Source organism: Arthrobacter sp. ok909 (assembly GCF_900104405.1).
Classification (GTDB): Bacteria; Actinomycetota; Actinomycetes; order Actinomycetales; family Micrococcaceae; genus Arthrobacter; species Arthrobacter humicola.
Window position 1 is genome coordinate 21,168 of the sequence record NZ_FNJS01000022.1, and the last position, 21,378, is coordinate 42,545.

At 62.4% G+C, this 21,378-nt stretch carries 20 protein-coding genes; 4 read left to right on the plus strand and 16 right to left on the minus strand.

From position 1 onward, the window contains the following. Positions 1-32: 32 nt before the first annotated feature. The 8 genes from BLR03_RS16320 to BLR03_RS16365 all read right to left on the minus strand — a co-directional run bounded on the left by BLR03_RS16320 (position 33) and on the right by BLR03_RS16365 (position 11,247). Positions 33-2,000 carry an SIR2 family protein gene (locus tag BLR03_RS16320; RefSeq protein WP_175460591.1) on the minus strand — a complete coding sequence of 656 codons (1,968 nt, stop codon included), beginning with the start codon at positions 1,998-2,000 and terminating at the stop codon, positions 33-35. A 552-nt stretch (positions 2,001-2,552) separates the two neighbouring features. Continuing rightward, positions 2,553-3,893: a NosD domain-containing protein gene (locus tag BLR03_RS16330; protein ID WP_091254665.1), complete on the minus strand. Its 1,341-nt coding sequence runs from the start codon at positions 3,891-3,893 to the stop codon at positions 2,553-2,555. Between the two features lie 84 nt (positions 3,894-3,977). Continuing rightward, positions 3,978-4,928, minus strand: a complete 951-nt coding sequence (locus BLR03_RS16335; RefSeq protein ID WP_091254668.1) for a carbohydrate kinase family protein — start codon at positions 4,926-4,928, stop codon at positions 3,978-3,980. 154 nt (positions 4,929-5,082) lie between these two features. After that, a complete protein-coding gene (locus tag BLR03_RS16340; RefSeq protein ID WP_091254671.1) occupies positions 5,083-6,666 on the minus strand; it encodes a glycoside hydrolase family 32 protein in 1,584 nt (527 codons plus the stop codon). Positions 6,667-6,705: 39 nt separating this feature from the next. Continuing rightward, positions 6,706-7,749: a LacI family DNA-binding transcriptional regulator gene (locus tag BLR03_RS16345; protein ID WP_091254674.1), complete on the minus strand. Its 1,044-nt coding sequence runs from the start codon at positions 7,747-7,749 to the stop codon at positions 6,706-6,708. Between the two features lie 280 nt (positions 7,750-8,029). After that, positions 8,030-9,013 (minus strand): carbohydrate ABC transporter permease, encoded by a 984-nt coding sequence (locus BLR03_RS16355; protein ID WP_254788548.1) that lies wholly within the window; start codon positions 9,011-9,013, stop codon positions 8,030-8,032. After that, positions 9,013-9,900, minus strand: a complete 888-nt coding sequence (locus BLR03_RS16360) for a carbohydrate ABC transporter permease (protein WP_091254677.1) — start codon at positions 9,898-9,900, stop codon at positions 9,013-9,015. The genes BLR03_RS16355 and BLR03_RS16360 overlap by 1 nt, the downstream gene beginning before the upstream one ends. Positions 9,901-9,969: 69 nt before the next feature. Then, positions 9,970-11,247 (minus strand): extracellular solute-binding protein, encoded by a 1,278-nt coding sequence (locus BLR03_RS16365; RefSeq protein WP_091254680.1) that lies wholly within the window; start codon positions 11,245-11,247, stop codon positions 9,970-9,972. A gap of 446 nt (positions 11,248-11,693) precedes the next feature. Between BLR03_RS16365 and BLR03_RS16370 the strand changes: the two genes are divergently transcribed. Both BLR03_RS16370 and BLR03_RS24485 read left to right on the plus strand, forming a co-directional pair. Further along, on the plus strand, positions 11,694-13,034 hold the full coding sequence (locus BLR03_RS16370) for a NosD domain-containing protein (RefSeq protein ID WP_091254683.1): 1,341 nt from the start codon (positions 11,694-11,696) through the stop codon (positions 13,032-13,034). Between the two features lie 112 nt (positions 13,035-13,146). Further along, complete coding sequence (locus BLR03_RS24485) at positions 13,147-13,404, plus strand: PfkB family carbohydrate kinase (RefSeq protein WP_175460588.1); 258 nt, start codon at positions 13,147-13,149, stop codon at positions 13,402-13,404. A gap of 49 nt (positions 13,405-13,453) precedes the next feature. Here BLR03_RS24485 and BLR03_RS24490 read toward each other — a convergent pair whose 3' ends face one another. The 8 genes from BLR03_RS24490 to BLR03_RS16415 form a co-directional block, all read right to left on the minus strand. Next, positions 13,454-13,729, minus strand: a complete 276-nt coding sequence (locus tag BLR03_RS24490; RefSeq protein ID WP_091254690.1) for a hypothetical protein — start codon at positions 13,727-13,729, stop codon at positions 13,454-13,456. Between the two features lie 64 nt (positions 13,730-13,793). After that, the gene (locus BLR03_RS16385) at positions 13,794-14,267 is read right to left on the minus strand and encodes a PDDEXK nuclease domain-containing protein (RefSeq protein WP_254788549.1); all 474 of its coding nucleotides are present in this window, start codon (positions 14,265-14,267) and stop codon (positions 13,794-13,796) included. A 208-nt stretch (positions 14,268-14,475) separates the two neighbouring features. Then, a complete protein-coding gene (locus BLR03_RS16390; protein WP_091254696.1) occupies positions 14,476-15,225 on the minus strand; it encodes an SDR family NAD(P)-dependent oxidoreductase in 750 nt (249 codons plus the stop codon). 215 nt (positions 15,226-15,440) lie between these two features. After that, positions 15,441-16,436: a Gfo/Idh/MocA family protein gene (locus BLR03_RS16395; protein ID WP_091254698.1), complete on the minus strand. Its 996-nt coding sequence runs from the start codon at positions 16,434-16,436 to the stop codon at positions 15,441-15,443. After that, entirely contained in the window at positions 16,433-17,335 is a 903-nt protein-coding gene (locus tag BLR03_RS16400) for a sugar phosphate isomerase/epimerase family protein (protein WP_091254701.1), read from the minus strand. Before BLR03_RS16400 ends, BLR03_RS16395 begins: the two co-directional genes overlap by 4 nt. A gap of 1 nt (position 17,336) precedes the next feature. Beyond that, positions 17,337-17,906: a VOC family protein gene (locus BLR03_RS16405; RefSeq protein WP_091254704.1), complete on the minus strand. Its 570-nt coding sequence runs from the start codon at positions 17,904-17,906 to the stop codon at positions 17,337-17,339. After that, positions 17,903-18,910 carry a LacI family DNA-binding transcriptional regulator gene (locus BLR03_RS16410; protein ID WP_091254706.1) on the minus strand — a complete coding sequence of 336 codons (1,008 nt, stop codon included), beginning with the start codon at positions 18,908-18,910 and terminating at the stop codon, positions 17,903-17,905. Before BLR03_RS16410 ends, BLR03_RS16405 begins: the two co-directional genes overlap by 4 nt. After that, entirely contained in the window at positions 18,897-19,886 is a 990-nt protein-coding gene (locus BLR03_RS16415; RefSeq protein WP_091254709.1) for a Gfo/Idh/MocA family protein, read from the minus strand. Before BLR03_RS16415 ends, BLR03_RS16410 begins: the two co-directional genes overlap by 14 nt. Positions 19,887-20,061: 175 nt before the next feature. On the opposite strand from BLR03_RS16415, the gene BLR03_RS16420 reads away from it, so the two are divergent. After that, positions 20,062-20,709 (plus strand): bifunctional 4-hydroxy-2-oxoglutarate aldolase/2-dehydro-3-deoxy-phosphogluconate aldolase, encoded by a 648-nt coding sequence (locus BLR03_RS16420; protein ID WP_091254711.1) that lies wholly within the window; start codon positions 20,062-20,064, stop codon positions 20,707-20,709. Then, positions 20,706-21,254 (plus strand): P-loop nucleotide/nucleoside kinase family protein, encoded by a 549-nt coding sequence (locus BLR03_RS16425; protein WP_091254713.1) that lies wholly within the window; start codon positions 20,706-20,708, stop codon positions 21,252-21,254. The genes BLR03_RS16420 and BLR03_RS16425 overlap by 4 nt, the downstream gene beginning before the upstream one ends. The last annotated feature ends 124 nt before the right edge of the window (positions 21,255-21,378 follow it).

Genomic DNA, 21,378 nt, shown 5'->3' on the forward strand with positions numbered 1-21,378 from the left:
TGAGCGGCCGTGAGATCGTCCAAGGGCCGCGTCTACAGATCCCCGATGCGGAAGTGATCCGGAACGATGCCGCCGCCGCGCGGGAGACTGGCAAAGGCAGCCTCGTGCCCCACTCGACCAATTGCCACATCGACCGCCTGGCACGTGGAAATCAACAGCTCAAGATCACCTCCGCCAAAACCCGCGATCAAAATTGGCGATGATTGGCCCTCATTTTCCAACTGTCCAAGGATTCTTCCTCCCACGACCGAACGATGTGCCATTCCCCGAGGAGCGTGCTGGACCCGTAGGTAGGGGCGGAAAACTGGAATCATGTCAGCGTACTGTCCAAGCGCCCGGTCGGCAGCCTGCATCGCCAACCGGAGCGCCGAGGACGCCTCGTCGTGTTCGTCGGCATCGTTAGAAGCATTGGCCGCGGCCATTCGCTCCTTGGCGGCCGCAAAGGCGGCGTTGGACGCTCGGAGCCTGTCCGCGGCCTCCTGCGAACCGGCGCGTTGCAGTATCACTTCTACGATTCTCAGAAAATCAAAGGCCTCCCACGAATCGTCGAACTGCTGCTTTCCGGTGGCCAGATGTTCAACGAAAATTGGCTCAATGCGCTGAAACAGCAGCTTGGCCGGCGAGCCTGAACTCGAAACTATGGTTTCAGGTGTCAGCGCGTCTCCAGCCAGCGTGACCCCTTCATAGGGGGCTGGAACCGGCATGCGAATGAGTGATCGCGCGAGTTCGTATCGTCCGGCGGCAATTGCGGCCACGCCTGCGGAGTATAGAAACTGGCCTGCGCAAATCATCTGGAGGCGAAGAACATCTGTCAGTCCACTTCCTCTGGCTTGCCCGGCGAATCTGGGAATTTCCGGAATCCACCAGCGGTCCGTGGACTCGCTCCCCCAGTAGGCTGCAGTGGCCAGCAAAGCCGTCGGCACGAAGGTTGCTTCCTCCACGCGGGCGACCATCGCGCGGTATCCGCCGTCGGGCGACTCTTCACCCGTATGACTCAGGAGGAGATCGTTCTGCTTTCTTAGCCGATCAAGCTCCTGCTTGATGAGGTCGTGAAGCCCGATAGCGGTGGTTCTGCCGGAAAGATAGCGTTTGGCAGTGCCTACCGCGGCAGCTACGGCGAGGGGGTGCCGCGCAGCCCGCTCCCCCAACGAGTCAACGGCGTCAGCCAAATTCCCAAGAGCAGCGTCCGCCGTCGAGGAAACCTTGACAGCGCCGAGTGCAGATCGCAGGCCCTGAGCCAATTCGCTGAGGTCTCTCGGCTCAATCCAATACGGCGTGTAAATGCGACGAGGGCTGCGACTCAGAGCACGAACGAGTGCCGGATCGTACGTTGCCGACCAGCCGACCAGCACCAGCCCGTAGTCGAAAGTGATCCGATCCAGAAACTGATCCACGTGCAATTCGTAACCGGCCAGTTCCTGCTGCGTGTTTCGCATCGCGGTCGGATTCAGGTAATCACCATGCAGGTGGACAACGAGAGCGCCGAGGGTGTGGAGCGGCGGCAACCCGTGAATGTCAGAGGGATGGCTAACGACGACGGGTTCGATGCCTTCGTCGCGGAGAGCTGCCTCCATCAATCTGTCGAAATTGAGGGTCAGGACAATTTGAACCTTCCCGGACCGAACAAGCCTGGCTATCGCTCGATGACCTTGGGTAGGTCGCTTCAGAGCTTGTTCACGCTCTTCCTCGTCCGGCTCGAAGAAACGACGAAGAAGCTTCTGACGTTCAACTTGCGTTGGCCCCAGCTTCTCCAACAATGACTCGTACGACGGTTCAACGCCAAACCGCTGGGAGTACCATTCGAACGGATCCGTCGGCGATTCGTTCTCCACGGCTGCAACCTTTTGGATCAGCTCTTCTTGGACACCCCACGCAGAGGGAACTCCGCTCGGTACTGAAATCCCCGCCCCAAGCACAAACGCGTAGGATCCGGGTGATGAGTGCATCGAGAAGGCCAAGCCGAGTAGCTGATCAAGCTCTGCGGTATCGGTCAAAGGCATGTGAGTTCTCCTGGGAAGTTGCCGGAATAAACCCACTGTAGCCATCGGCACTGACAACGAACCAAGCATGCCAGCAGGAATGCCGGCATAAAGACCCCACCAGGAATGAGACCTGCCTCGCACTTCCAAAGGGGATTATCGCTACGCCGCAGGCTTACACATGTCAAGCTTTGTCAACAGAAAAAAGACAAAAAGCCTCTGACCTGCGGAAACACTGTGCCCGAGGTGGGACTCGAACTGCATTCCAATCCTTGCAAACACTAGGTGCCCGCGGAAACACGCGGAAACCGGAGCAGTCCGGTGGGTGTACGAGCCAGACCGAAGCGAGAAGTGTGGACATTGTCCACACTTCTCTAGTTGCTTTCTAGCGCTTGCACACGACTGCCGCGCTCCCCCATCGAGGAACGCAGCAGTGTTGCGTTCGTGGCCACATATACGTTGCTCATGTGCTGCCGCACCGCGACCTCGAGTTCCTCAACCAATGGCAATAGCTTGCAACCGATATCCGACACTAGCGCCTCTATGTAGTCCTCCAGAGGCCAGTGCGCGAGCCTAGAAACCGACCGTGGGTGTGGCCCTAACGGCGTTAACGGCCCTGTCTGCGATGACTTGGGCGTCACTTCCGGAATCAAGGATCGTATTTCGCGCTGATTCGGAATCAACCATGACGGCCGTAACGGCGAGGCCGTCCGAAGCCTCGGTCGTCAGCAGAGCGTCCACCTGAGCCGAGAAGCAGGAGTCACTTGACTTGGAGTGAACGTCCAGCGCCACTACGTGGTTGTTGGAGACGAAGTTGCCAACGCCCGCCGTCAGCCGGATGATGACAGGCGTCGCACCTGTGGGCCGGATGCTCTGTGAGTCGATGACCTCGGAGAAGTGGTTGCCGATGACGGAGTTATTGTTGCCGCTGACGCAGAGAAGTCCGCAGAGATCGTCCAGTCCATTGTGGACTCCCAGGAAGGGTGTCCAGGGCTCATGGTCACGCAGGAAGTGGTTGGTGGCCACCAGGTTTTCCGAACTGTCCGCTGCCAGCACCACCATCCCTGGGTAGAACGAGTGCAAACGGTTGTTGGTGACGCTTGAACGCGTGACGCCGTTGAAATGGACGCTGCTGGCACCCCGGGGGAAGACGTTGTTCGCAGTCACCAGGAGCCCGCCGTGGTTCTCGGCGTAGATCGAGTGGCCCTTGAAGCCTGCTCCGATCAGGTTGTCGGTGATCTTTGACGCCTGTCCCCACCCGCGCAGCTCGATGCAGCTTCCGCATTCAGCGATGAAGTTGTCGTGAACGGAAAGCGCGTCCGCTTTGTAGATGGTGAGGGCGTGCTCGAGGTAGATGAATCCCATGCCGTTCACGCGGAAGGAGTCATTGGCGTCTGCAACATAGACACCGGTCTTGCCGTTGACGTAGGTGTTCTCCGGAGGCATCCCCGCACCATCCGAGTTGAAGTGCAACCCGTCGATGCAGAAGTTCGAGAATTCGACCGAGCTGATCCGCGGACTTCCGCTTCGCGCAACGTAGAAGGCCGCTCCCTTGGATTCCTCCATGTCTCCGCTAACGGGAATGTCGACCAGGATGCGGCTCCCCCCGGGCCACAGCTCATGCAGGTCGGGCCATTCGTCTTCGGGCACGTTGAAGCGGATGCTCGACGACGCAAAGCCGTGTCCCGACCCCTGGATTCGAAGAAAGCTGACGTCGATCAGCACTTGCGTACGGAGGTGGTAGTCCCCCGGTGGAATGTAGATCACCGCTCCCGGCTTTCCGCCACTGTTGGCATCGGTGGCGGTCTGCCGGTCTTTGATGTCGGCGATGATGCTGTTGATTACTTCACCGACGTCCTCTAACGGATTGCCGACAGGCCAGGCCGTCACGTCGTAGTAGTTCTTGCTTGACATAGGTTCTTCCCTTTGTGTTTTGCGTCCCCGGCCCTTGAGGGCGCCGGAAGTCGGGCCAACTGGCGATGTGGTGGCTGTGGAGGGTTACGGTGCCACCGGTTGATGCTCCGGGAGTTCGGCCTGCAGTTCCTCTGACGTTGGGGGCTGGGCACCTGCACGGCGTACCGTGATGGCCGCTGCTTTGGATGCCATGCGGCCCAGCGACTCCAGCACCGATGGTGCCAGCCCATCCGCTCCTCGCAGGAGGAGTCCGTAGATCAGGGCAGACATATACGAGTCCCCTGCCCCAATGGTGTCCACCACGGCAGACTGAACCGAGGGGACGGCTACCCGCGTGCCTGCCGTGGTGAGCAGGGATCCCTCACCTCCCATGGTGACGGCGACGAGTCCGGCCCCCAGTTCGAGGACACGGTTGGCGATGTCGTCCAGGGATAGCCGCGGATAGAGCCACCGCGCGTCCTCGTCGCTGAGCTTGACTACCTCAGTGAATGGGACGAGTTCCTCGAAGAGGGTTTTGGCCTCGAAGTGGCTGCCGAGCAGTGCAGGGCGGATGTTGGGATCGTAGGTGACGACACAGCGCTCATGGGATTGCTCGAGAAGCTCCTTCACTACTGCCGCCCCCGGCGCCAGGAAGGTGGCTATCGAGCCGGTGTGCAGGATCTTGGGCAGGGTCGCCGGAGCGGTCCGCGGGAGGTCCCATCGGATGTCGAAGTCATACTGTGCTGAACCGTCGGAGGCCAGGACCGCGGTGGCCGTAGCGGTTCGTCCACGCCCCCTGGAGCCGTGCAGGAGTTGAACACCGGCGCTTCGAAGGTGCTTCTCGATGGCGGCGGCACGGTGGTCGTCGCCGATCGAGGTCAACAATGCGGTGTCCGCACCCAGCCGTCCGAGCCCGTAGGCAACGTTGGCGGGTGATCCACCGGGGTGCTCCACGGTGCCTCGGGGAGAGACAACTATGTCCACGAGGGCCTCGCCGATAACAATGACATCAATGCTCGGTTTGGGGTCATCGTCGGTGTGCTGGACTGCTGGCATTTCTGGACCTTTCATGGAGTCACCCAAGTTCGATTCAGCCCGAAGCGCGAAAGGCGCACGTCTACGTGGCATCGGGGTGAGGTGGATATTGGTTTGCGGGTATGAGGAAGATTCCCGGGAGGCTCATCGCTCCGCCGTTACCTCCAGCCTGCGGTTAGGTGAGTGTTGAGACCGCGAGCTTCAGTATTGTTGCTGGGCCTCCTTCAGCCGATAGCCAGTTCTCCGGGTTTTCGGTTTCGGGGAAGATGAGATCAGTCAGGACGACCTTGCCGCCCTGGACGAATACTTCCACCGAGCAGTGGTCCACGACGATGAGTAATTTGAGCACACCGTTTTCAAGGTCAACGGGTGCTGACTCGACTGAAGCGAATTTCCCGTGGAAGCTGGTGTTTCCTGATTGTCTGCGGTCAAGGATGAGTTGGGCGCTGGTTGTGTTGTAGCTAAGAATGGTGCCCTTGCTCCCGTCGCTGCTTCCGAAGAGTCGGAAATCAAAACGTTCGGCGCTTCCGGGCAGTATCTCCGCCTCGATGATTTGGGCGCTACCGGGTACCGCATCCGGCAACCGGAGGGCTGAATCCTGCAGCTCAAAGGCGTCTGCGTTCATTTGGTCCTTGGCACCAGGCAGCTCTTCTCCTGCGCAGGGTCCGGCCAGGACCGGCTGCTGGATCAGACGGGCGGAGCCGTTGACTGCTGTGAGGCGCACGTCGCGGGCGAGGGTCATCGAGGACCGCCAGGGGGCGGTGGGCAGCTCGTTGGCGTAGTCCCAGTTGTTCATCCAGCCGATGATGATGCGCCGGTCATTCGGGGCGTTGCTAAAGGATACTGAGGCGTAGCAGTCGCGTCCCCAGTCCAGCCACAGGCATTGTTGCAAGGCTGCAGAGCGCGCCTTGGGGTCAGTGAGGGCGGCCAGTCCTGCTGGCGCCGCGAGTGAACCGGCGTCCGGGGTGAACCGGGCGCCGTCGAAGTGCCCGATGAAGTACTGGCCGCCGGAACCGCCTGCCACTGCGCCGGGGTTAACGTTTACGATCAGGACCCATTTGATGTTGTCCGGGTCCCCGTCCACCGCCAGGGGAAAGAGATCGGGGCACTCCCATTCGCCGGCGTCGGCGTTGGCCGGCCCGAAGTCGCTCAGGAAGTCCCAGGATTTGAGGTCTTCCGAACGATAGAAGACCACCTTTTGGTGCTGCGCTTCGACGGCGGCCATGACCCAGCAGGCACCTTGGTCCCCTTGATAGCGGAAGACTTTGGGATCGCGGAAGTTCGCGGAGTTTCTGGTGAGGACAGGGTTTCCTTCATATTTTTGCCATGTCATTCCCGCGTCGGTGCTGTAGGCCAGGGACTGGGCCTGCGTGCCGCTGTGTTCGGACGCGGCTTTGTAGGCACTGGTGTAAATGGCTACCAGGGCGGGTGCTTCCGCCGTGCCGAAACCGGAGGTGTTGCCGTGGTCGACTACGACACTCCCCGAGAAGATGTCCTCTGCCTCGTCGCAGACAATGGCAACAGGGTGTTCCGTCCAGTGCAGCAAATCACGGGAGGTGGCGTGGCCCCAGGACATGTTGCCCCAGACGTTGCCGTCGGGGTTGTTCTGGAAGAAGAGGTGGTACACGCCGTCGTATAAAACCAGGCCATTGGGATCGTTCAGCCAGGTGTCCTTCGCTGTGAAGTGGATGGCGGGCCGGAAGCGGGTGGTTCCGGCCTGGGCTGTTTCCGGGTGTGCGGCATCAAGGCAACTGGTCATGTCTGGCGTTCCTCTTGGGAAGTGGAAGGGGCTGGCTGCCTATTGACGGGGAGCCGCGACGGAGTCGCGGCGCACGAGGGGGCAGCTCAGAATGGTCGGGTGAAGGGCCATGAGGGTAAGGTCGGTCTTCCCCTTGACGGCGTCAATCAGGTGCTCGGCGGCCCAGGCACCCATCTCGTAGTGCGGCAGGGCCACGGTGGTGAGGCCCGGGTGAAGGTTGGCGGCGATCAGTTCCTGGTCATCGAAGCCGACGACCGAAAGGTCAGCGGGGATGGCAAGTCCCAATTCCGCAGCGGCGCGGTAGGCTCCCATCGCCATCCGGTCGTTGTAGCAGAACAAGCCGGTGGGCCGGTCCTCGCGTGCCAGGATCCGCCGGGCCGCTTCATAACCGCCTTGCACCTCGGAGACTTCGGACTCGACAGGTGCCGCGTCGCCGTCGAGCCCTGCTTCAGTCAGGGTGGCCCGGAAGGCCTTGAGCCGCTGACGGGTCGCGGGGACATCATCGGTGTTGTTGACGAAGCCGACCCGGGTGTGGCCTGCTTCGAGGAGCGCGCCGACGGCGGCGCGTGCACCACCTTCTTCGTCCGGGATCACGGCTGTGATGCTTCCGCCGGTGGCCACCGAGTCGACCAGGACGGAGGGCACGCTGCCGAGGCTGGCCGGCAGCTCCACTTCGCGGTGGTACATGGTGGCGTAAAGGATTCCGTCCACCCGGCGTTCCAGGAGAGCCTCGACGTCGGCCTGCCGGGATTCGAGGCTGGCTGAGCCGGAGGTGTTGATGATCATGAGGTTATACCCCCGGGCTTTGGCGGCCTCCTCAGCGCCCAGGATGATCCGGCCTGCGTGGGGCGTCGTGGCGATATCCTCGCTGACCAGACCCAGCATGCCGGTCCTCTGGGTGCGAAGGGCCTGGGCAAGGCGGTTGGGGCCATAGCCAAGTTGCTCCGCAGTCGTCCTGACCTTGTCCCTGGTCTCGGGGCTGATCCGGGCGTAGGAAACCTCGTTGAGGACGTGGGACACAGTTGTCACCGAGACGCCGGCGGCGATTGCCACGTCCTTGATACCGATGTTCCTGTTGCTCATGTGTCTCCCACGTCCTTATGGTTGATGTTGCTCTTGAGGGGCCGGGTTCCCTCGTCCCAGGGGCCGGGTTCGGGCCAGCGACGAGGAAGCCGTTCCTCGACCGGAGGCAACTCTTCGTGATGCGCGTGCTTGCCGGTCTGATACCAGTAGGCTACCGAGGAATAGTCGCTGTCCTGGTGCCAACCCGTTGTGCGGGCTATTTGGCTGCCAAAATTCCATGGTCTCTCGCGCACCTTTCGATTTTCGCGTGCGGCTTGTTGTTCGTTTCGTTGTTGGTTGTCTAGCCCTTGACGGCGCCCAGCGTCATGCCTGCGACGATCTTGCGCTGCAAGAGAAGGGTGAGAAGAATGACCGGGATGGAGAAGACGGCGGCGAGGGCCGTCATGGACCCCCAGTCCAGGCCGAACTGGGTCTGAAAGTTTGCGATGACCACCGGCGTGGTCTGGGAGCGGATGGCTGTCATCAGGAGCGCGTAGAGGAACTCGTTCCACGAGGCGAGGAAGGCGAAGATCGCGGTAACGGCGATGCCTCCGGACACGACGGGAATTACTACCCGCCAGAGAGCGCCGAGCCTGCTGCAGCCATCGACGGTCGCGGCCTCTTCCAGGTCCTGGGGAACGGCTTCGAAGAAGCTGGACATGAGCCAGATGGACAGCGGCAGCGAGATCGTCGCGTGCGCTATGGCCAGTGCGATCGGGGTATCGGCCAGACCGACACCGGCCATCATCGACGCGAGCGGGATGCCGATGGCTACCGGCGGCACCATCCGGGTTACGAGCGCTGCCATGATGAAGACGCGCCCGCTCGGGGTCTTGTAGCGGGTGATGCCATACGCTGCGGGAACGGCCAGCGCCAGAGACAGCAGAGTGCTGATCACCGCTGTCTGGACGCTGTTGATGATGGAGGGCAGCACTCCGCTGCGGCCGAGCGCCGACGCGTAGTTGTCCAACGTCCATTCCTTCGGCAGGACGGTGGGCGGGACGGCGATCGTATCAATGGGCGTCTTGAACGATGTCAGCATCAGGTAGATAAACGGGAACCCGTAGAGGACCAGAGCGGCAGCGAGGAGAACCCACAGCAGTGTGCGTGTGCTGCGCTTTCCGGCTTCAAGTCCCTCCCTGTTGTGGCTCTTGCGACGTACGGTCCGTTGTTCGGGAGCTTGAAGGGGCTGGCGCGTCACGGCGGCGACAAAGCGGGAGTGCCGGGGGCCGGGGCTCTGCGGCGCCTGCCGGCTGCCGGGATCGTGTGTCTCGACGGTGCTCATCAGATGTCCTTTCCTGGGCGCCAGATGATGGCCACGGCGAAGAATGCAATGGCGAGCATGGCCAGCAGGTAAATGGTGCCCATGGCGCTGGCCAGTCCGGGATCGCCGAAGCGAATCATGGTCCGGTAGATCAGCAGGCTCATGGTTTCGGAGGCGGAGTCGGGTCCGCCGTTGGTCTGGATCAGGATGGTGTCAAAAGCCCTCGCAGCGTCGATCCCGCGGACCACAAGTGCCACGGCGATCACCGGCCGGAGCAGCGGCAGGATGATGCGGAACAGCAGCGCGGGTGCCTTGGCACCGTCGAGCCGGGCCGCCTCGATGAGGTCGCCCGGAATGTTCTGGAGGCCGGCGAAAAGCACCAGGCACATGAACGATGTCGTCAACCAGATGTCCGGGATGGCCACGGAGAACAGGACAATGTCCGGGTTCGAGAGCCAGCCGATCTGGTTCGGGTTCTGCAGGATGCCCGCCTGGTACAGCAGTGTTCCGACAAGACCGAAGTTATCGGCCATCAGGAACTTCCAGAGCAGTCCGGCAACGATCGGGGCGATCATCAGGGGATAGAGGAAAACGGTCCGCCAGATCTGCGACCGTTTGCCCAGCATCGTGAACAGCAGGGCCATGCCGAGCCCCAGGGAGAACTCGAGCGTGACGACGATGGTGGTGTAGGCGAGGGTCCGCCATCCGGCGCCAGTGAAGGCTTCGGAGCTGAAAGCTTCAACGTAATTGGCCAGGCCGATGAATTCGCGGGTGCCGCCAACGTTGGGGGAAATTTTGTAGAAGCTGTCGGTGATGAGCCGGATGAGCGGGTAGGCCACAAACACCGCCAGGAAAACGGCGGCAGGGGTCATCAGGAACAGCGCGAAACGGCGATCAGGGATACGCACGGGATTCTCTTCTGTTTGGTGGGTCTTCGCGGCCGGCACCGCTACTTGCAGGTGCCGGCCGCGAAGGGCTTACTTGATCAGGTCCTGGACCTTTTTCTTGGCTTCGGAGAGCAACGCTGCGGTGTCCCCGCCGGCGACTGCCTTCTGCAGGGTCGGCACCAGGACGGTGTCGACGATCTGCTGCCACTTTGTCGTAGCGGGACGGGTGGCTGTGGCCGGTGCGTTGAGGGTGGCGATCAGCGGCTTAAAGCTCTCGTAACCGGGCTGGTCCTGGTACTTCTCGAACGCGGAAATCCGTGAGGCCAGTCCGAGCGAGGATTGAATGCCAAGGTCGTTGTGGTCATAGGCGCATTTGATGAACTTCTTGGCGTTCTCGGCGTTCTTGCTTGCCTTCGGAACGGACAGGTACCACGGGCCCGGGACCCCGGCCACGCCGGCGGAGCCGCCGATCATGGCCGCGGTTCCGACCTTGCCGTAGACGGGAGAGTCTTTGGGGATCTGCCGGTAAGCGTGGGCCCAGAAGCGGGTCATGGCGGTCTTGCCCTGGTTGAAGAGGTTCTGGGCTGCGGCCCAGTCCACCTGGGCGGCACCCGGAGGGGCTGACCTGGTCAGGCTCACGTAGAAGTCCAATGCCTCCTTGTGGGCCGCGTTGTCGATCACGACGTTGTTGTTCGCGTCCAGGACCATGGGCGATCCGGCTTGCAGTACGTGCGCCATCCATTCTGTTTCCACGGCGCCCTTGACATCTGTGCCGTACATCCCGTCCTTTGTGAAGAACTCCGAAATGTCCTGGTACTGCTTCCAGGTGGTGGGGGCCGCGAGATCATAGCCGTACTTGGCCTTGAAATCGGCCTTGTTCTTGGCATCCTCGAACAGGTCCTTGCGGTAGAGGATGATCTCGGCATTGGTCCACGCCGGCATCCCGATGAAATGTCCATCGACATTCGCTTCCTTCACCAGCGACGGAAAGATGTCCTTCTTGACATCGTCAGTGAAGAGCTCGTCGAGCGGCTGGACAGCGTCCTTGAAGTTGGGCAGCCACACCGAGTCAAGGGCCGCGACATCGAAGGAGACGCTGCCGGAGGAGAACTCACTCGAGAGCCGGTTGAAGAGACCGTCGTAAGGGAGCTCGACAAAATTGGCGCTGACCCCGGTTTCCTGCCTGCACTTTTCGGCTATCGCGGTCAGCTCGGCGTGACCGCCAGCCTCCACGAGCACGTTGACGGAGCCGGAAGCGCCGCCGGACGCGGCGGGGCCCCCGGCCCCGCAGGCGGTGGCGGCCAGCAGCACCGCGGCGGACAGGCTGCCCGCGGCGGCGAGCCGGGAGATTGTTTTTCGAGAAGACATCGCTGTCGACTCCCTTTCTCTGGGAACGGAAAAACCTAAAGACTGGATGATCAGTGAAAAACCGTTTTGCCAAAACGACTTGGCATTAACCATAAAACCTTGCTGAACGGCGTGTCAACTGTCACACCGGAGCAGCCTCGCCTCCGGACGGCTTATGGAGATCGGCCCGTATTGCGCCAAACACTCGAGCCGAGATTTTGGCGTTGACAGGGCATTGGTCGTCCCCCTACCTTTGTCCAGGGCCTGAAGAATCGTTTTGGCAACGTTTGGCATCGATCGATTTTTCGAGAAGGGCCCAGCCTCTACAGAACAACGGTGCAAGGCCGACACGCGAGCAGCGGAACGGACCGCACGATACAAAGCTCAGCAGGCCCCACGGCGCCTGAAGATCCCAACGAAGCAATCTTTGACTGCATGGAGGACAATCGGTGGAACGATCGAATGAAATGAATCTCAGCACGGCGAATCCAAGCCGCCGCCGCATGATCGGAGCCGGTGCCGCAGGCACCCTGGCGGCGGTCCTGACACTGGGAATCGCACAGAACGCGAATGCTGACGAAGAGGGCAAAGGGGCACTGTTCGACTCGCCCAACGCCTACGATGTGACCGCCTGGAAGATCAAGGGACATCCCGAAATCACAGCTCAGTCCGATGTCGGTGCCATCATCAACGACATCATTGCCGACATCAAGCGGCGACAGACGCGCCCCGACGGGAAACCCGGAGCAGTCATCTTCATCCCGCCGGGCGACTATGACCTTCGCACTCAAGTCGTCGTCGACATCAGCTTTCTGACCATCGCGGGCTTCGGCCACGGTTTCTTCTCCCGCAGCATCGCCTACAACGAGGACACCACGGGGTGGCTGGACCTCCAGCCCGGAGGCAGCCACATCCGCGTCCTCACCCCTGCGGCAACCCCCCAGGCATTCCTCGTGCGTCGAGCCGGCAGCCCGCGCCTGTCCGGAATCGTGTTCCGAGACTTTTGCCTTGACGGGGTGGCCTTCGCACCCGACGAGAACAGCTACCACAACGGCCGGACCGGAATTGAAGTGGCCTCGGACAACGACTCACTGCACATCACGGGAATGGGATTCGTCTACCTGGAGAACGCACTGATCGTCCGCGGCGCCGACGCCTTGCGTGTGCATGACAACATGATCGCCGAATGCGGAAACTGCGTTGAACTCACGGGGTCGGGCCAGGCGACGACAGTGAGCGACAACCTTATGGGCGCTGGCCCGGACGGTGTCACGATCCGTGCAGAGAACCATGAGGGACTGCTCGTCACCGGCAATAACCTGTTTCCCCGAGGACGGAGCCTGATCGAGTTCACGGGAAGCAACAGGTGTTCGGTGACATCCAATCGCCTGCAGGGCTTCTACCCCGGCATGATGCGATTGCTCGATGGCTGCAAGGAGAACCTTGTCTCGTCCAATCACTTCAGGCGGGGAACCGAGGGGTTCCCGCCATTCCTCGGCAAGTCGAATGGACTCGACGACCTCTACGGGGTTCTCCATGTGAACGGAGACAACAACCTCATCTCCAACAACGTCTTCGCCTACGACGTCCCTCCCGCCCACGTCATTCCCCAAAACGTCCAGCCCACCATCATTCTCATCGCCGGTGGGGACAGTAACGTCGTCGCGCTCAACCACGTCATCGCCAACGTCCCCGCCCAGCACGTGGTTCTTGACTCGTCAACGACCCATTCGAAGGTATTGGACAGTGGCGCCGCCTCGACGATCACTTCCTATAGCCCGGATACCGCGATCCGGCCAACCCCCTGACGAAACGGTATATGCGATGCCAGTCGGATCCCGTCACAGGTACTCACGCCCGTGACGGGATCCGACCGGGCTTCCTCAGACTGTCCGACGCGGACCAATAAGAATGAACGACGTGAACGTCCGCCCTTCCGAGCCCAGCCTGATACTGGACGTCATCGTCGCCGGGGAAGCGCTCATCGACATCGCTATCACCACGGCCCGCACGGTCGAACACCCCGGCGGGTCGCCGGCGAATGTCGCGTACCGGCTCGGCCGGCTCGACGTCGGCACCGGCTTTCTGACCGCAATTGGCGAGGACGGGCCCGGGGAACTCATCGGGGATCATCTGAAAAACGCCGGGTGCAACTGCCGCCTGGATCGACCTCCGTGAGCAGGACGGCAACAGCCACTGCCACACTCGCCCCGGACGGGTCCGCTCGCTACGAATTCGCCATCCACCGGGAACCGCCTCCGATCACGCCGAAATTCCTGCCGAAGATCTTCCACGCCGGCTCCATCGCGACCTTACTCTCGCCCGGAGCCGCTACAGCCCGGTCAATGATGCTCAATGCAAAGACTCCTGCCTGGTCACTGATGACCCCAACATCCGACCGGCGCTCCTGGGCAGCCACCACGAAGCCAAAACCATTTTCGAAGAACTCGTCCCGTTCACCGACGTCGTCAAACTTAGCGACGACGACGCACACTGACTGCATCCTGGGACTCCACTGGAAGATACCGCAGCGCGGATACTCGAACTCGGCGCCGAACTGGCCGTCATCACCACCGGGCCCCAGGCTCCCTGCTGGCCACCGCCAGAGCGCAGTCAAGTGCAACGGCAAGGTGTTGTTCGTCGGGGAGAAGGAGGTCGACGAAGTAGTCGTCGCCGTCCACGTCGAAGTGAACCTGCCGTCCCACGAAAGCGAAGCCGGGGCCCAGCTCCCGGAGCGTTTCTGTGATCCTTGCGGTGAGGGCATTTCCGAGGTCCCGTTCGGCAACTTCTTCGGAGAGGCCCAGGAATTCGAAGTTGTAGGGGTCCTTGGCGATCTGCTGGGCGGGCACTGAATCCTGCGCAACAAGCTGTTGCGCAAAGTTCGACGGAGCGGCCCCGGTCCGCTCCAGGGACTTATTCATGATCGTGTTCGGCAGGACGTTCCGGGGCCACCCGTATTGGGTCGCAGCGGCGGCGTATGCTTCCCGTCTTTCCTGGCCGGCGATGTTGTCCAGGAGGATGGTGACGTGTCCCCACGACAATTGCGAAACCAGCCTGTGGCATATTTGCAGGGGGCCACCGCTGGTAACGGTCAGGCTGACGGCATTTACCTTATCTGTGTCTGGCGTCCATCAAGGCCTGAGCCAAAACCTCGGCGGATCGGAGACGCTCGACTGTCTCGGCGTGAAGTTTGAAGCACCCACCCCGCGCAAAACGGTTCTCCCGTGAAACATGGAAGCCTCGCTGCTCTCAGGTCCCCATACCGAGGTGCGCGCCACCTGCTACATCGAGGGACACGCCTGTGATGTAGCGGTTGTCCGGGTCGGCGAGGAAAAGGATGGCGCGGGCGACTTCGTCTGGTTCGGCGAACCGGCGCATGGGAAGTTCTGAGGCGCGCTTGGCCCGGTTGGCGGTTGCGTCCGGTCCTGAGTCTTTTGCGAATTGTGCCCACATGGGAGTGTTTACCGGGCCAGGCGCGATGGCGTTGACCGATATGCCGTTGGGGCCGAGCAGCTGGGCGAAGGACCACATGATGTGAAGTACCGCGAGTTTGCTTGCGTTGTAGGGCAGGTAGTTGAGGCGGGCTTCTTTGGCTGCCACGGAGGAGAGGATGATGATGGCACCTCGAGTTCCGGTCCCAATCATTGATTGTGCGGTTTCCCGGACCATGGAGAACGTGCCGGAGCCGTTGATCCGCATGATGGAGTCGAATTCTTCGGTCGTTGTTTTCATGATGTCCGGCGTGGGGCCCAGGACCCCGGCTGCGTGGACGAGGGCGTCGATGCGCCCGTACTTCGCTGTGGTGTCGCGGACGACTGTGGCGCATTGTTCTTCGGAGGTGATGTCAAGCGGGAAGAAGCCCGCCAGCACCTGGCCCTCCTTCGGGGCGCGGTCGGCGCCTATGACGAGGGCCCCTTCGGCTGTGAGGGCGTCGACGACTGCATCGCCGATACCGCCGCTTGATCCGGTTACCAGAACGATTTGGTCCTTGAGGCTCATCTGGTAACTCCTTTTGTCCGTTGCTGCCCTGCGGTTGGTTTGTGGGCTGCTTGTTTCATCTTTCGAGGTCCTTACGTGAGGTGTTGTCGAAGGGTTTGCCCTCGCTGCGGGGCCGCGGCAGCTTTAGCGGGCGTCGCTCCGCGCCCTGCTGCTGCGCTGTTGAAGCCTGGGTTGTCTGCCATCCCAGTCCGGGGTGGAGCACGTGCCCGTGCTGTTTAGCTGTTGTCGCTGGTGGCGTGGCTTGCCCATTGCCGGCCTTCTTGTTCTTCTGTGGGCAGTCCGGAGGAGGCGAGGATCCGGTCGAGCAGGCGCTGGGTGTGGACGGCTTCGCGACCGGACGTGAGCGGCTGTGCCCTGTCTGCGACGCGGTCGAGGAAGTGGTGGACGGCGGCGGAGAATCCGAGTGTGTCGGTCGCTGTTGCCCAGCCGTAGGCTTCGGAGCTGAGCTCGCGCGATGTGGTGACTCCCTTGACGGTGGTCGATACTGTTTCGGGTGCCCTGACCTCTACGGTCTTGCCGTCGCCGTAGGCGTCGAGTTTTTCGTTCCAGGCGCCTGCGGTTCGGGCCGCCAGGAGTACCCCGGTGTTGCCGGTGCTGAAGCGGATGATGGCTGCGGTGCCGTCTTCTTCCCAGGGATCGTTACCGGCTGCGTGGGCGGCCACGTCCACGGGTTCGCCGCCGCAGTACCAGCGGAGCAGGTCGACCATGTGGATGGCGTTCTCGAACGTTGCGCGGTATTCCGATCCGGGGCGGTTCTTTTGGGCGACGCAGAAGGTAGCGCCTTTCGCGCCGAACGCCTCGCGGCCGGCGGTGTAGACGGGTGCGTAGCGGCGGTTGAAGTCGACCATTAGGATGCGGCCGCGATCGTCGGCGAGGTCCGCCAAACGCTCGGCTTCTTCCGTGGCCGGGGCAAGGGGTTTTTCGCAGAACACGTCGACGTCATTGTTAAGGCACAGCTGGACCGCGTGGGCGTGTTCGGACCGGGGTGTGAGGACGAAGACTGCGTCCAGATCCCGAGCATCCAGCATCTCCTCCACTGACCGGTAGGCGGCGCCGAAACCCCAGCGCCGGACCAGGTTTCCCGGGTCCTCGCGCCGGGATACCAGGGCTGCCAAGTCGACATCATCGCGCTGGACGAGTGTGGGCAGTTGGGCGATGGTGGCGATATTCCCCGCGCCGATGACGCCGACGCGGAGGCGCTGCCCGCTCATCGGGCGTTCTCCATTTCTGCGAGTTCAGTGAGCATTCCGCGCAGTGCGGCCGCGGATTCCCGGAATCCGTCCTCGGGGGTTGGGAGGTCTTGCGGGTGCCAGCGGTACTCGTACTCGATGCTCAGCAGGTCGTCGTAGCCGTGGCGCAGCAGCGCCGCGAGGATCTGGGGCCAGGGAAGGACGCCGGTGCCGATGACCCGTGACCGTACCGAGCGCTCGGACGCGTCGACCCGGGCTGTTTCCGTGGCGCGGAAGGCCGCGGAGGGGTCGGTGAACACGAGGTCCTTCACATGGACGTGACCGATCAGGTCCCCCTGGACAGCAAAGGCCTCCTCGAACGATTCGTCATGGGTGAAAGTGAGGTTGGCCTGGTCGTAGAGAACACGAACGGCCGGGTGCGCAACCTCCCGGACGAGAGCGGCGGTTTCTGCCGCCGTCTGGGTCATGGTGCCGAAATGGTTCTCCACGCACAGACGCACGCCGGCCTGTTCCGCCTCAGGTGCCAGGGTCTGCAGGGCCTCCCGCAGTCTCGCCCATCGCCCGGCATGATCGGTGTCGCCCGGATGCCAGGATCCCGCGTACACGCGCACCCGGTCGGCCCCGAGCAGATGCGCGGTCTCAATCGCGCCACGGAATTCATCCACTCCCCCCCGCCATTCACTCTCGTCCAGGGCGTTGATGGCCGTGGTGTAGGGCGTAAGGCCAATGATGGGCAGGCCCTCGCCCTCGGCCGCCCTCAATGCCTCCAGGGCGGCGCGCCGGTCCCCCTGGGGGAGGCCCGAGGTGTAGCCATCCTGGTAGATGACTTCTGCGGCATCGAGCCCTGCGGCCCGAAAAAGCCTGATTGCCTGGGGGACCGTATGGTTCGGAGTGCCTAGTGTGTGGCCTGCCAGTCGCATTCTAAATGTCCTTCCTGAAAGTGTTTTGAGTTGCTGCCCAGTCCGCGGGACCGACCAGCCGTGGTGGGGCTGCGACGCGGGATCGGTCGACGATTTCCATCAGCAGCCCCCACGGGGTCATGAAGTAGGTCCAGCGGTTGCCGGCCACGCGGGGGCTGTCGCCGGCGACTTCCTTGCGCTCCCCGAGCACGCGCACTCCCGGGGTTCCCTGCAGCACGGCGACCGCTTCGTCCACGTCGTCCACAACGAAGCACAGGTGGTGCCCGCCTGCGTCGCAATGCCGTGGCGGGGTTTCCCGCCGTTCGGCGCTGCTCCATTCGAAAAGCTCGATGTTCAGGTTCGGAGGCAGCCGCAGCATGGCGAGGGTGAGCCGGGCATCAGCAGGGACATCGAAGTTCGTGGGCATGAACTCCGGGTCCGGTCCGCGGTCGGAGCGGTACAGCTCCTCGGCGCCGAGGACCTCGACGAAGAACCTGATGGCGTCCTCGAGGTTCGGAACTGTCAGACCGACGTGGTCGGTGTGCCGGAGCCCGGGCAGCCGGCGCAGCGTCCTTGCGTTGGCCCCGGTCATTTGCGCGGCCCTGAGCGCGGCCCTGAGGTGGAGGCGCGCACCAGAAGTTCAGGTTCCAGAACGACGTGGTCTACCGATCCGTTCAGGTTCTGCTTTTCTGCCAGCTCGATCGCGATGTTTCCCATGTCGGCGATCGGCTGCCGCACTGTGGTCAGGGGAGGGTTGAACCGGGCGCCCAATGCCAGGCCGTCAAAGCCCATGACCGATACGTCCTCCGGCACGCGAATACCGCTTTGGCCAAGGGCCGAGATCACCGCGAAGGCGACCATGTCATTGGCGGCGATAATCGCCGTCGGGGGATTTTCCATCTCAAGAAAGTGCTTTGCCGCGCGCGCCCCTGCGTCCGGATCGGAGCCGCTGTCGAGGACAAGGGGCGTGCTGCCGCCTTCCGCTGACAGCTCCAGATACGCGTCCATCCGGTCCTGCGCGGTGTGGGTCCCGGAGATACCGGAAACGTAGCCGATCGAGGTGTGCCCCAGGGAACGCAGGTGCTCCAGGGCGAGGACGATTCCGCGGCGGCTGTCGACGGTGACCGTTGGAACCGAGGAGTCGCCTTCCACGCGGTCGATCACTACCACCCGGTGGCCAAAATCGAAGCGCTTGAGGGCCTCGGTATCGACTTTCGTCGAGGGCGCGACGATTCCGAAAGGGGCGTACATGGCCTGCATCGCGGTGAAGTACCCCTCGGTCTTGGCAGAGTCCCCGTTCGTGACACACAGCAGCAGCTGGTAGCCGCGGTCATCAGCGGCCTGCGTCATGGTCTTGGCAAGTTCTGCAAAGAACGGGTTGGTGATGTCAGGCACGATCAGCGGGACGAACGTGCTGGTCTTGGTCCGAAGAGCCTGGGCGAGTGGACTCATCGTGTAGCCGAGCCCCTCGGCGACACGGAGAATATGCTCCCGGGTTTCACTTTTCACCGCCTCCGGCCGGGAGAATGCCCGGGAAACCGTAGAGCGGTGGACGCCGGCCGCCTTCGCGACAACGTCAATACTAAGGTCGGCCATCTTCTCTTCCTCCGTGGTCGTCATATGCCTGCCAAATCGGGCGCATCGCATCTTCAAGCTGGGCCAGTGTTGGCAGGCCCCGGAATGCATCTTCCAGCGTCCGGGCGACGCGTCGTACGAACAGATCGTAAAGAGGGTCGCTATCGACATTGATCGTGTCGACCTCCGTGGTGCCGTCCAGCGCCGTGAACGTAGCTGTGCCGTCCGAATCAACGGAGGCGAATCCTGCCTCACCGACCGAGGTAAAGCTGCAGTAGCGCTTAAGCGGCGAGCCAGGGAAGGCGTAGCCAACCTCCACAATGGCTTCGCGTCCTTCCGGGGTTGTGATGATGAGGCTGGCGTGATCCTCAACAGCCTGGTTGTGAAGAACCGAGGCGAGCCGGGAGTCCACATGCGCTGCTGACTCACCGCTGCCGCGAAGGAACAGATCGACAAAATGTGGGCCCAGATTGGCCAGGCAACCCCCGCCCGCCTTGACCGGATCGAGCATCCAGGGATTGGCATTGTCGAGATACCGGGATGGTGGACCCGCTATGAATGATGTCCGCTGGTAGGTGGGCCGGCCCGCCTTGGCAAGCCATTGCTCTGTGGGTCCGCCGCGCTGGACCAGGGGGACGGTGGCAGGCACACCAGCTGCTTCGGCGGCCCGACGCACTGCGGAAAGCTCGTCAAGGGAAGTGCCCAACGGCTTTTCCACGACGAACGGAATACCGCGCTCGATCAGGGCCAGACACTTTTCGGCCATACCGTCATGGGGACCGAAGACATATGCGAGTCCGACCTCGGGGAGGTCAACCAGCTTGCGCCAGTCGGCTTCAAGCGGCGCCCCCCAGCCTTCGGCCAGCTCCTGCACCTGCACGCGGGATACGTCGTCGTCACCGACTCCAATCACCTCGTGCTCTTCGGCAATGGCCCGCGCACAGAGCGGGACGTGCCAGTGCGAAGCACCAAGAATGATCGCGCGGGTTTTGCTCACCCTGCCAGCCCCTTTGCTAAGTCTGAGATCCAGAATCGACCCATTGTGAGATCGATTGCTGAGATCGGTTGCAATAACACTATGGATGGTGGGAGAGTTTGTCAACGACACTTCAACAGCGGCCCAGGGACGCTCCGGAATGAGCCGACCGGCTGGGCCAGAAGAAAGGCCAGCAATGTACAAAAAACTTCGCACCCTCGAGACCATCGACCAGTCCGGCGCCGTCCTCATCGTGCGCCTGGAAAGCGCAGAGCTCGCGGAACAGGTGGCGGAAGCGGCGATCGCCGGAGGTTTCCGGGCCCTGGAAATCACGCTCTCGATCCCGGGCGCCGTGGACGTCATCCGCCAACTTTCCGCCAAGCATGGGCCCAATGGAGTCGCGGTCGGAGCCGGAACGGTTCTGGACGAGCACTCAGCCTACGAGTGCATCCGCGCCGGCGCCGAGTTCCTGGTCAGTCCCCAGCTGAACCCCGCGATGATCCGGATGGCCAACCGGTACCAGGTGCCGACAATCAGCGGCGCGTACACCCCGACGGAGCTTGTTGAGTCCGCCGAAGCCGGCGCTGACATCCTCAAGCTCTTCCCCACCGAAGCCGGCGGCATCCCCTACGCAAAATCGGTCCTCGCCCCCCTGGCACACCTGCCCGTCATGCCGGCAGGCGGGGTAACCCCCGGGAATGTCGCCGAATGGTTCGCCGCCGGCGTCGCCTGCGTGGGCGTCGGCAGCGCCGTGACAAAAGCATGGCAGCCGGACGGCGACTTCTCCCGCGTCACCCGGGCCGCCTCAGAGTTCCTTTCAGCAGTGGCAAAGGCCCGCCAATGACAACCCCGAAAGTCTTCATTGTCATCGGCCCTGCCGGATCCGGAAAGACGACTATCGCCCAGCAAACAGCGCAGGAGCATGACGCGGCCTATCTGGACAAGGACCGGATCTGTGGCCGGTTTGTCGAGTTCGCTCTGAAGGCGGCCGGACACGACCCCAGCGACCGGGAATCCAACGGGTTTTACCGGGAGAATGTTCTGCCCCTGGAGTACGAGACGCTCATGGATGTCGCCGGAGCGAATCTGCGGCTGGGACGATCGGTCGTGCTCGATGCACCCTTCGGTGCATACTTCGCCGTACCGGACTACCTGACGCGCGCCGCGGAAGAATTCCACTGGCCTCCCTCGGAGATCATCGTTGTGCGGGTACACGTCCCCCAAACCCTTCTCCGAGAACGACTCACCCGGCGGGGCCTGGAGAGGGACCGGTGGAAACTTGCTCATTGGGATGAGTACTGGGCAGCGCATGGCAGCTTGGACTGCGCCTGGTCGGGGGTCCGTTTCCTTGATCTCAACAATGAGAAGTCCCTGCCAACCGAAGGATGACGCCTTAGCCCAGGACGTGCGACCCGGTTGCCTTCCGCACCACCCTGAGGGCAGGTCCTGCGCGGCGGCTGCAGGCGGCACGTTTCGCTGCAGCGTGATACCGCGGCGCCGCAAGGTTGCCAAA

Excerpts from the sequence above, each read along its gene's own strand:
- BLR03_RS16320 (WP_175460591.1), bottom strand. The coding sequence starts at position 2,000 with ATGCCTTTGACCGATACCGCAGAGCTTGATCAGCTACTCGGCTTGGCC.
- BLR03_RS16330 (WP_091254665.1), bottom strand. The coding sequence starts at position 3,893 with ATGTCAAGCAAGAACTACTACGACGTGACGGCCTGGCCTGTCGGCAAT.
- BLR03_RS16335 (WP_091254668.1), bottom strand. The coding sequence starts at position 4,928 with ATGCCAGCAGTCCAGCACACCGACGATGACCCCAAACCGAGCATTGAT.
- BLR03_RS16340 (WP_091254671.1), bottom strand. The coding sequence starts at position 6,666 with ATGACCAGTTGCCTTGATGCCGCACACCCGGAAACAGCCCAGGCCGGA.
- BLR03_RS16345 (WP_091254674.1), bottom strand. The coding sequence starts at position 7,749 with ATGAGCAACAGGAACATCGGTATCAAGGACGTGGCAATCGCCGCCGGC.
- BLR03_RS16355 (WP_254788548.1), bottom strand. The coding sequence starts at position 9,013 with ATGAGCACCGTCGAGACACACGATCCCGGCAGCCGGCAGGCGCCGCAG.
- BLR03_RS16365 (WP_091254680.1), bottom strand. The coding sequence starts at position 11,247 with ATGTCTTCTCGAAAAACAATCTCCCGGCTCGCCGCCGCGGGCAGCCTG.
- BLR03_RS16370 (WP_091254683.1), top strand. The coding sequence starts at position 11,694 with ATGAATCTCAGCACGGCGAATCCAAGCCGCCGCCGCATGATCGGAGCC.
- BLR03_RS24490 (WP_091254690.1), bottom strand. The coding sequence starts at position 13,729 with ATGCAGTCAGTGTGCGTCGTCGTCGCTAAGTTTGACGACGTCGGTGAA.
- BLR03_RS16390 (WP_091254696.1), bottom strand. The coding sequence starts at position 15,225 with ATGAGCCTCAAGGACCAAATCGTTCTGGTAACCGGATCAAGCGGCGGT.
- BLR03_RS16395 (WP_091254698.1), bottom strand. The coding sequence starts at position 16,436 with ATGAGCGGGCAGCGCCTCCGCGTCGGCGTCATCGGCGCGGGGAATATC.
- BLR03_RS16400 (WP_091254701.1), bottom strand. The coding sequence starts at position 17,335 with ATGCGACTGGCAGGCCACACACTAGGCACTCCGAACCATACGGTCCCC.
- BLR03_RS16405 (WP_091254704.1), bottom strand. The coding sequence starts at position 17,906 with ATGACCGGGGCCAACGCAAGGACGCTGCGCCGGCTGCCCGGGCTCCGG.
- BLR03_RS16410 (WP_091254706.1), bottom strand. The coding sequence starts at position 18,910 with ATGGCCGACCTTAGTATTGACGTTGTCGCGAAGGCGGCCGGCGTCCAC.
- BLR03_RS16420 (WP_091254711.1), top strand. The coding sequence starts at position 20,062 with ATGTACAAAAAACTTCGCACCCTCGAGACCATCGACCAGTCCGGCGCC.
- BLR03_RS16425 (WP_091254713.1), top strand. The coding sequence starts at position 20,706 with ATGACAACCCCGAAAGTCTTCATTGTCATCGGCCCTGCCGGATCCGGA.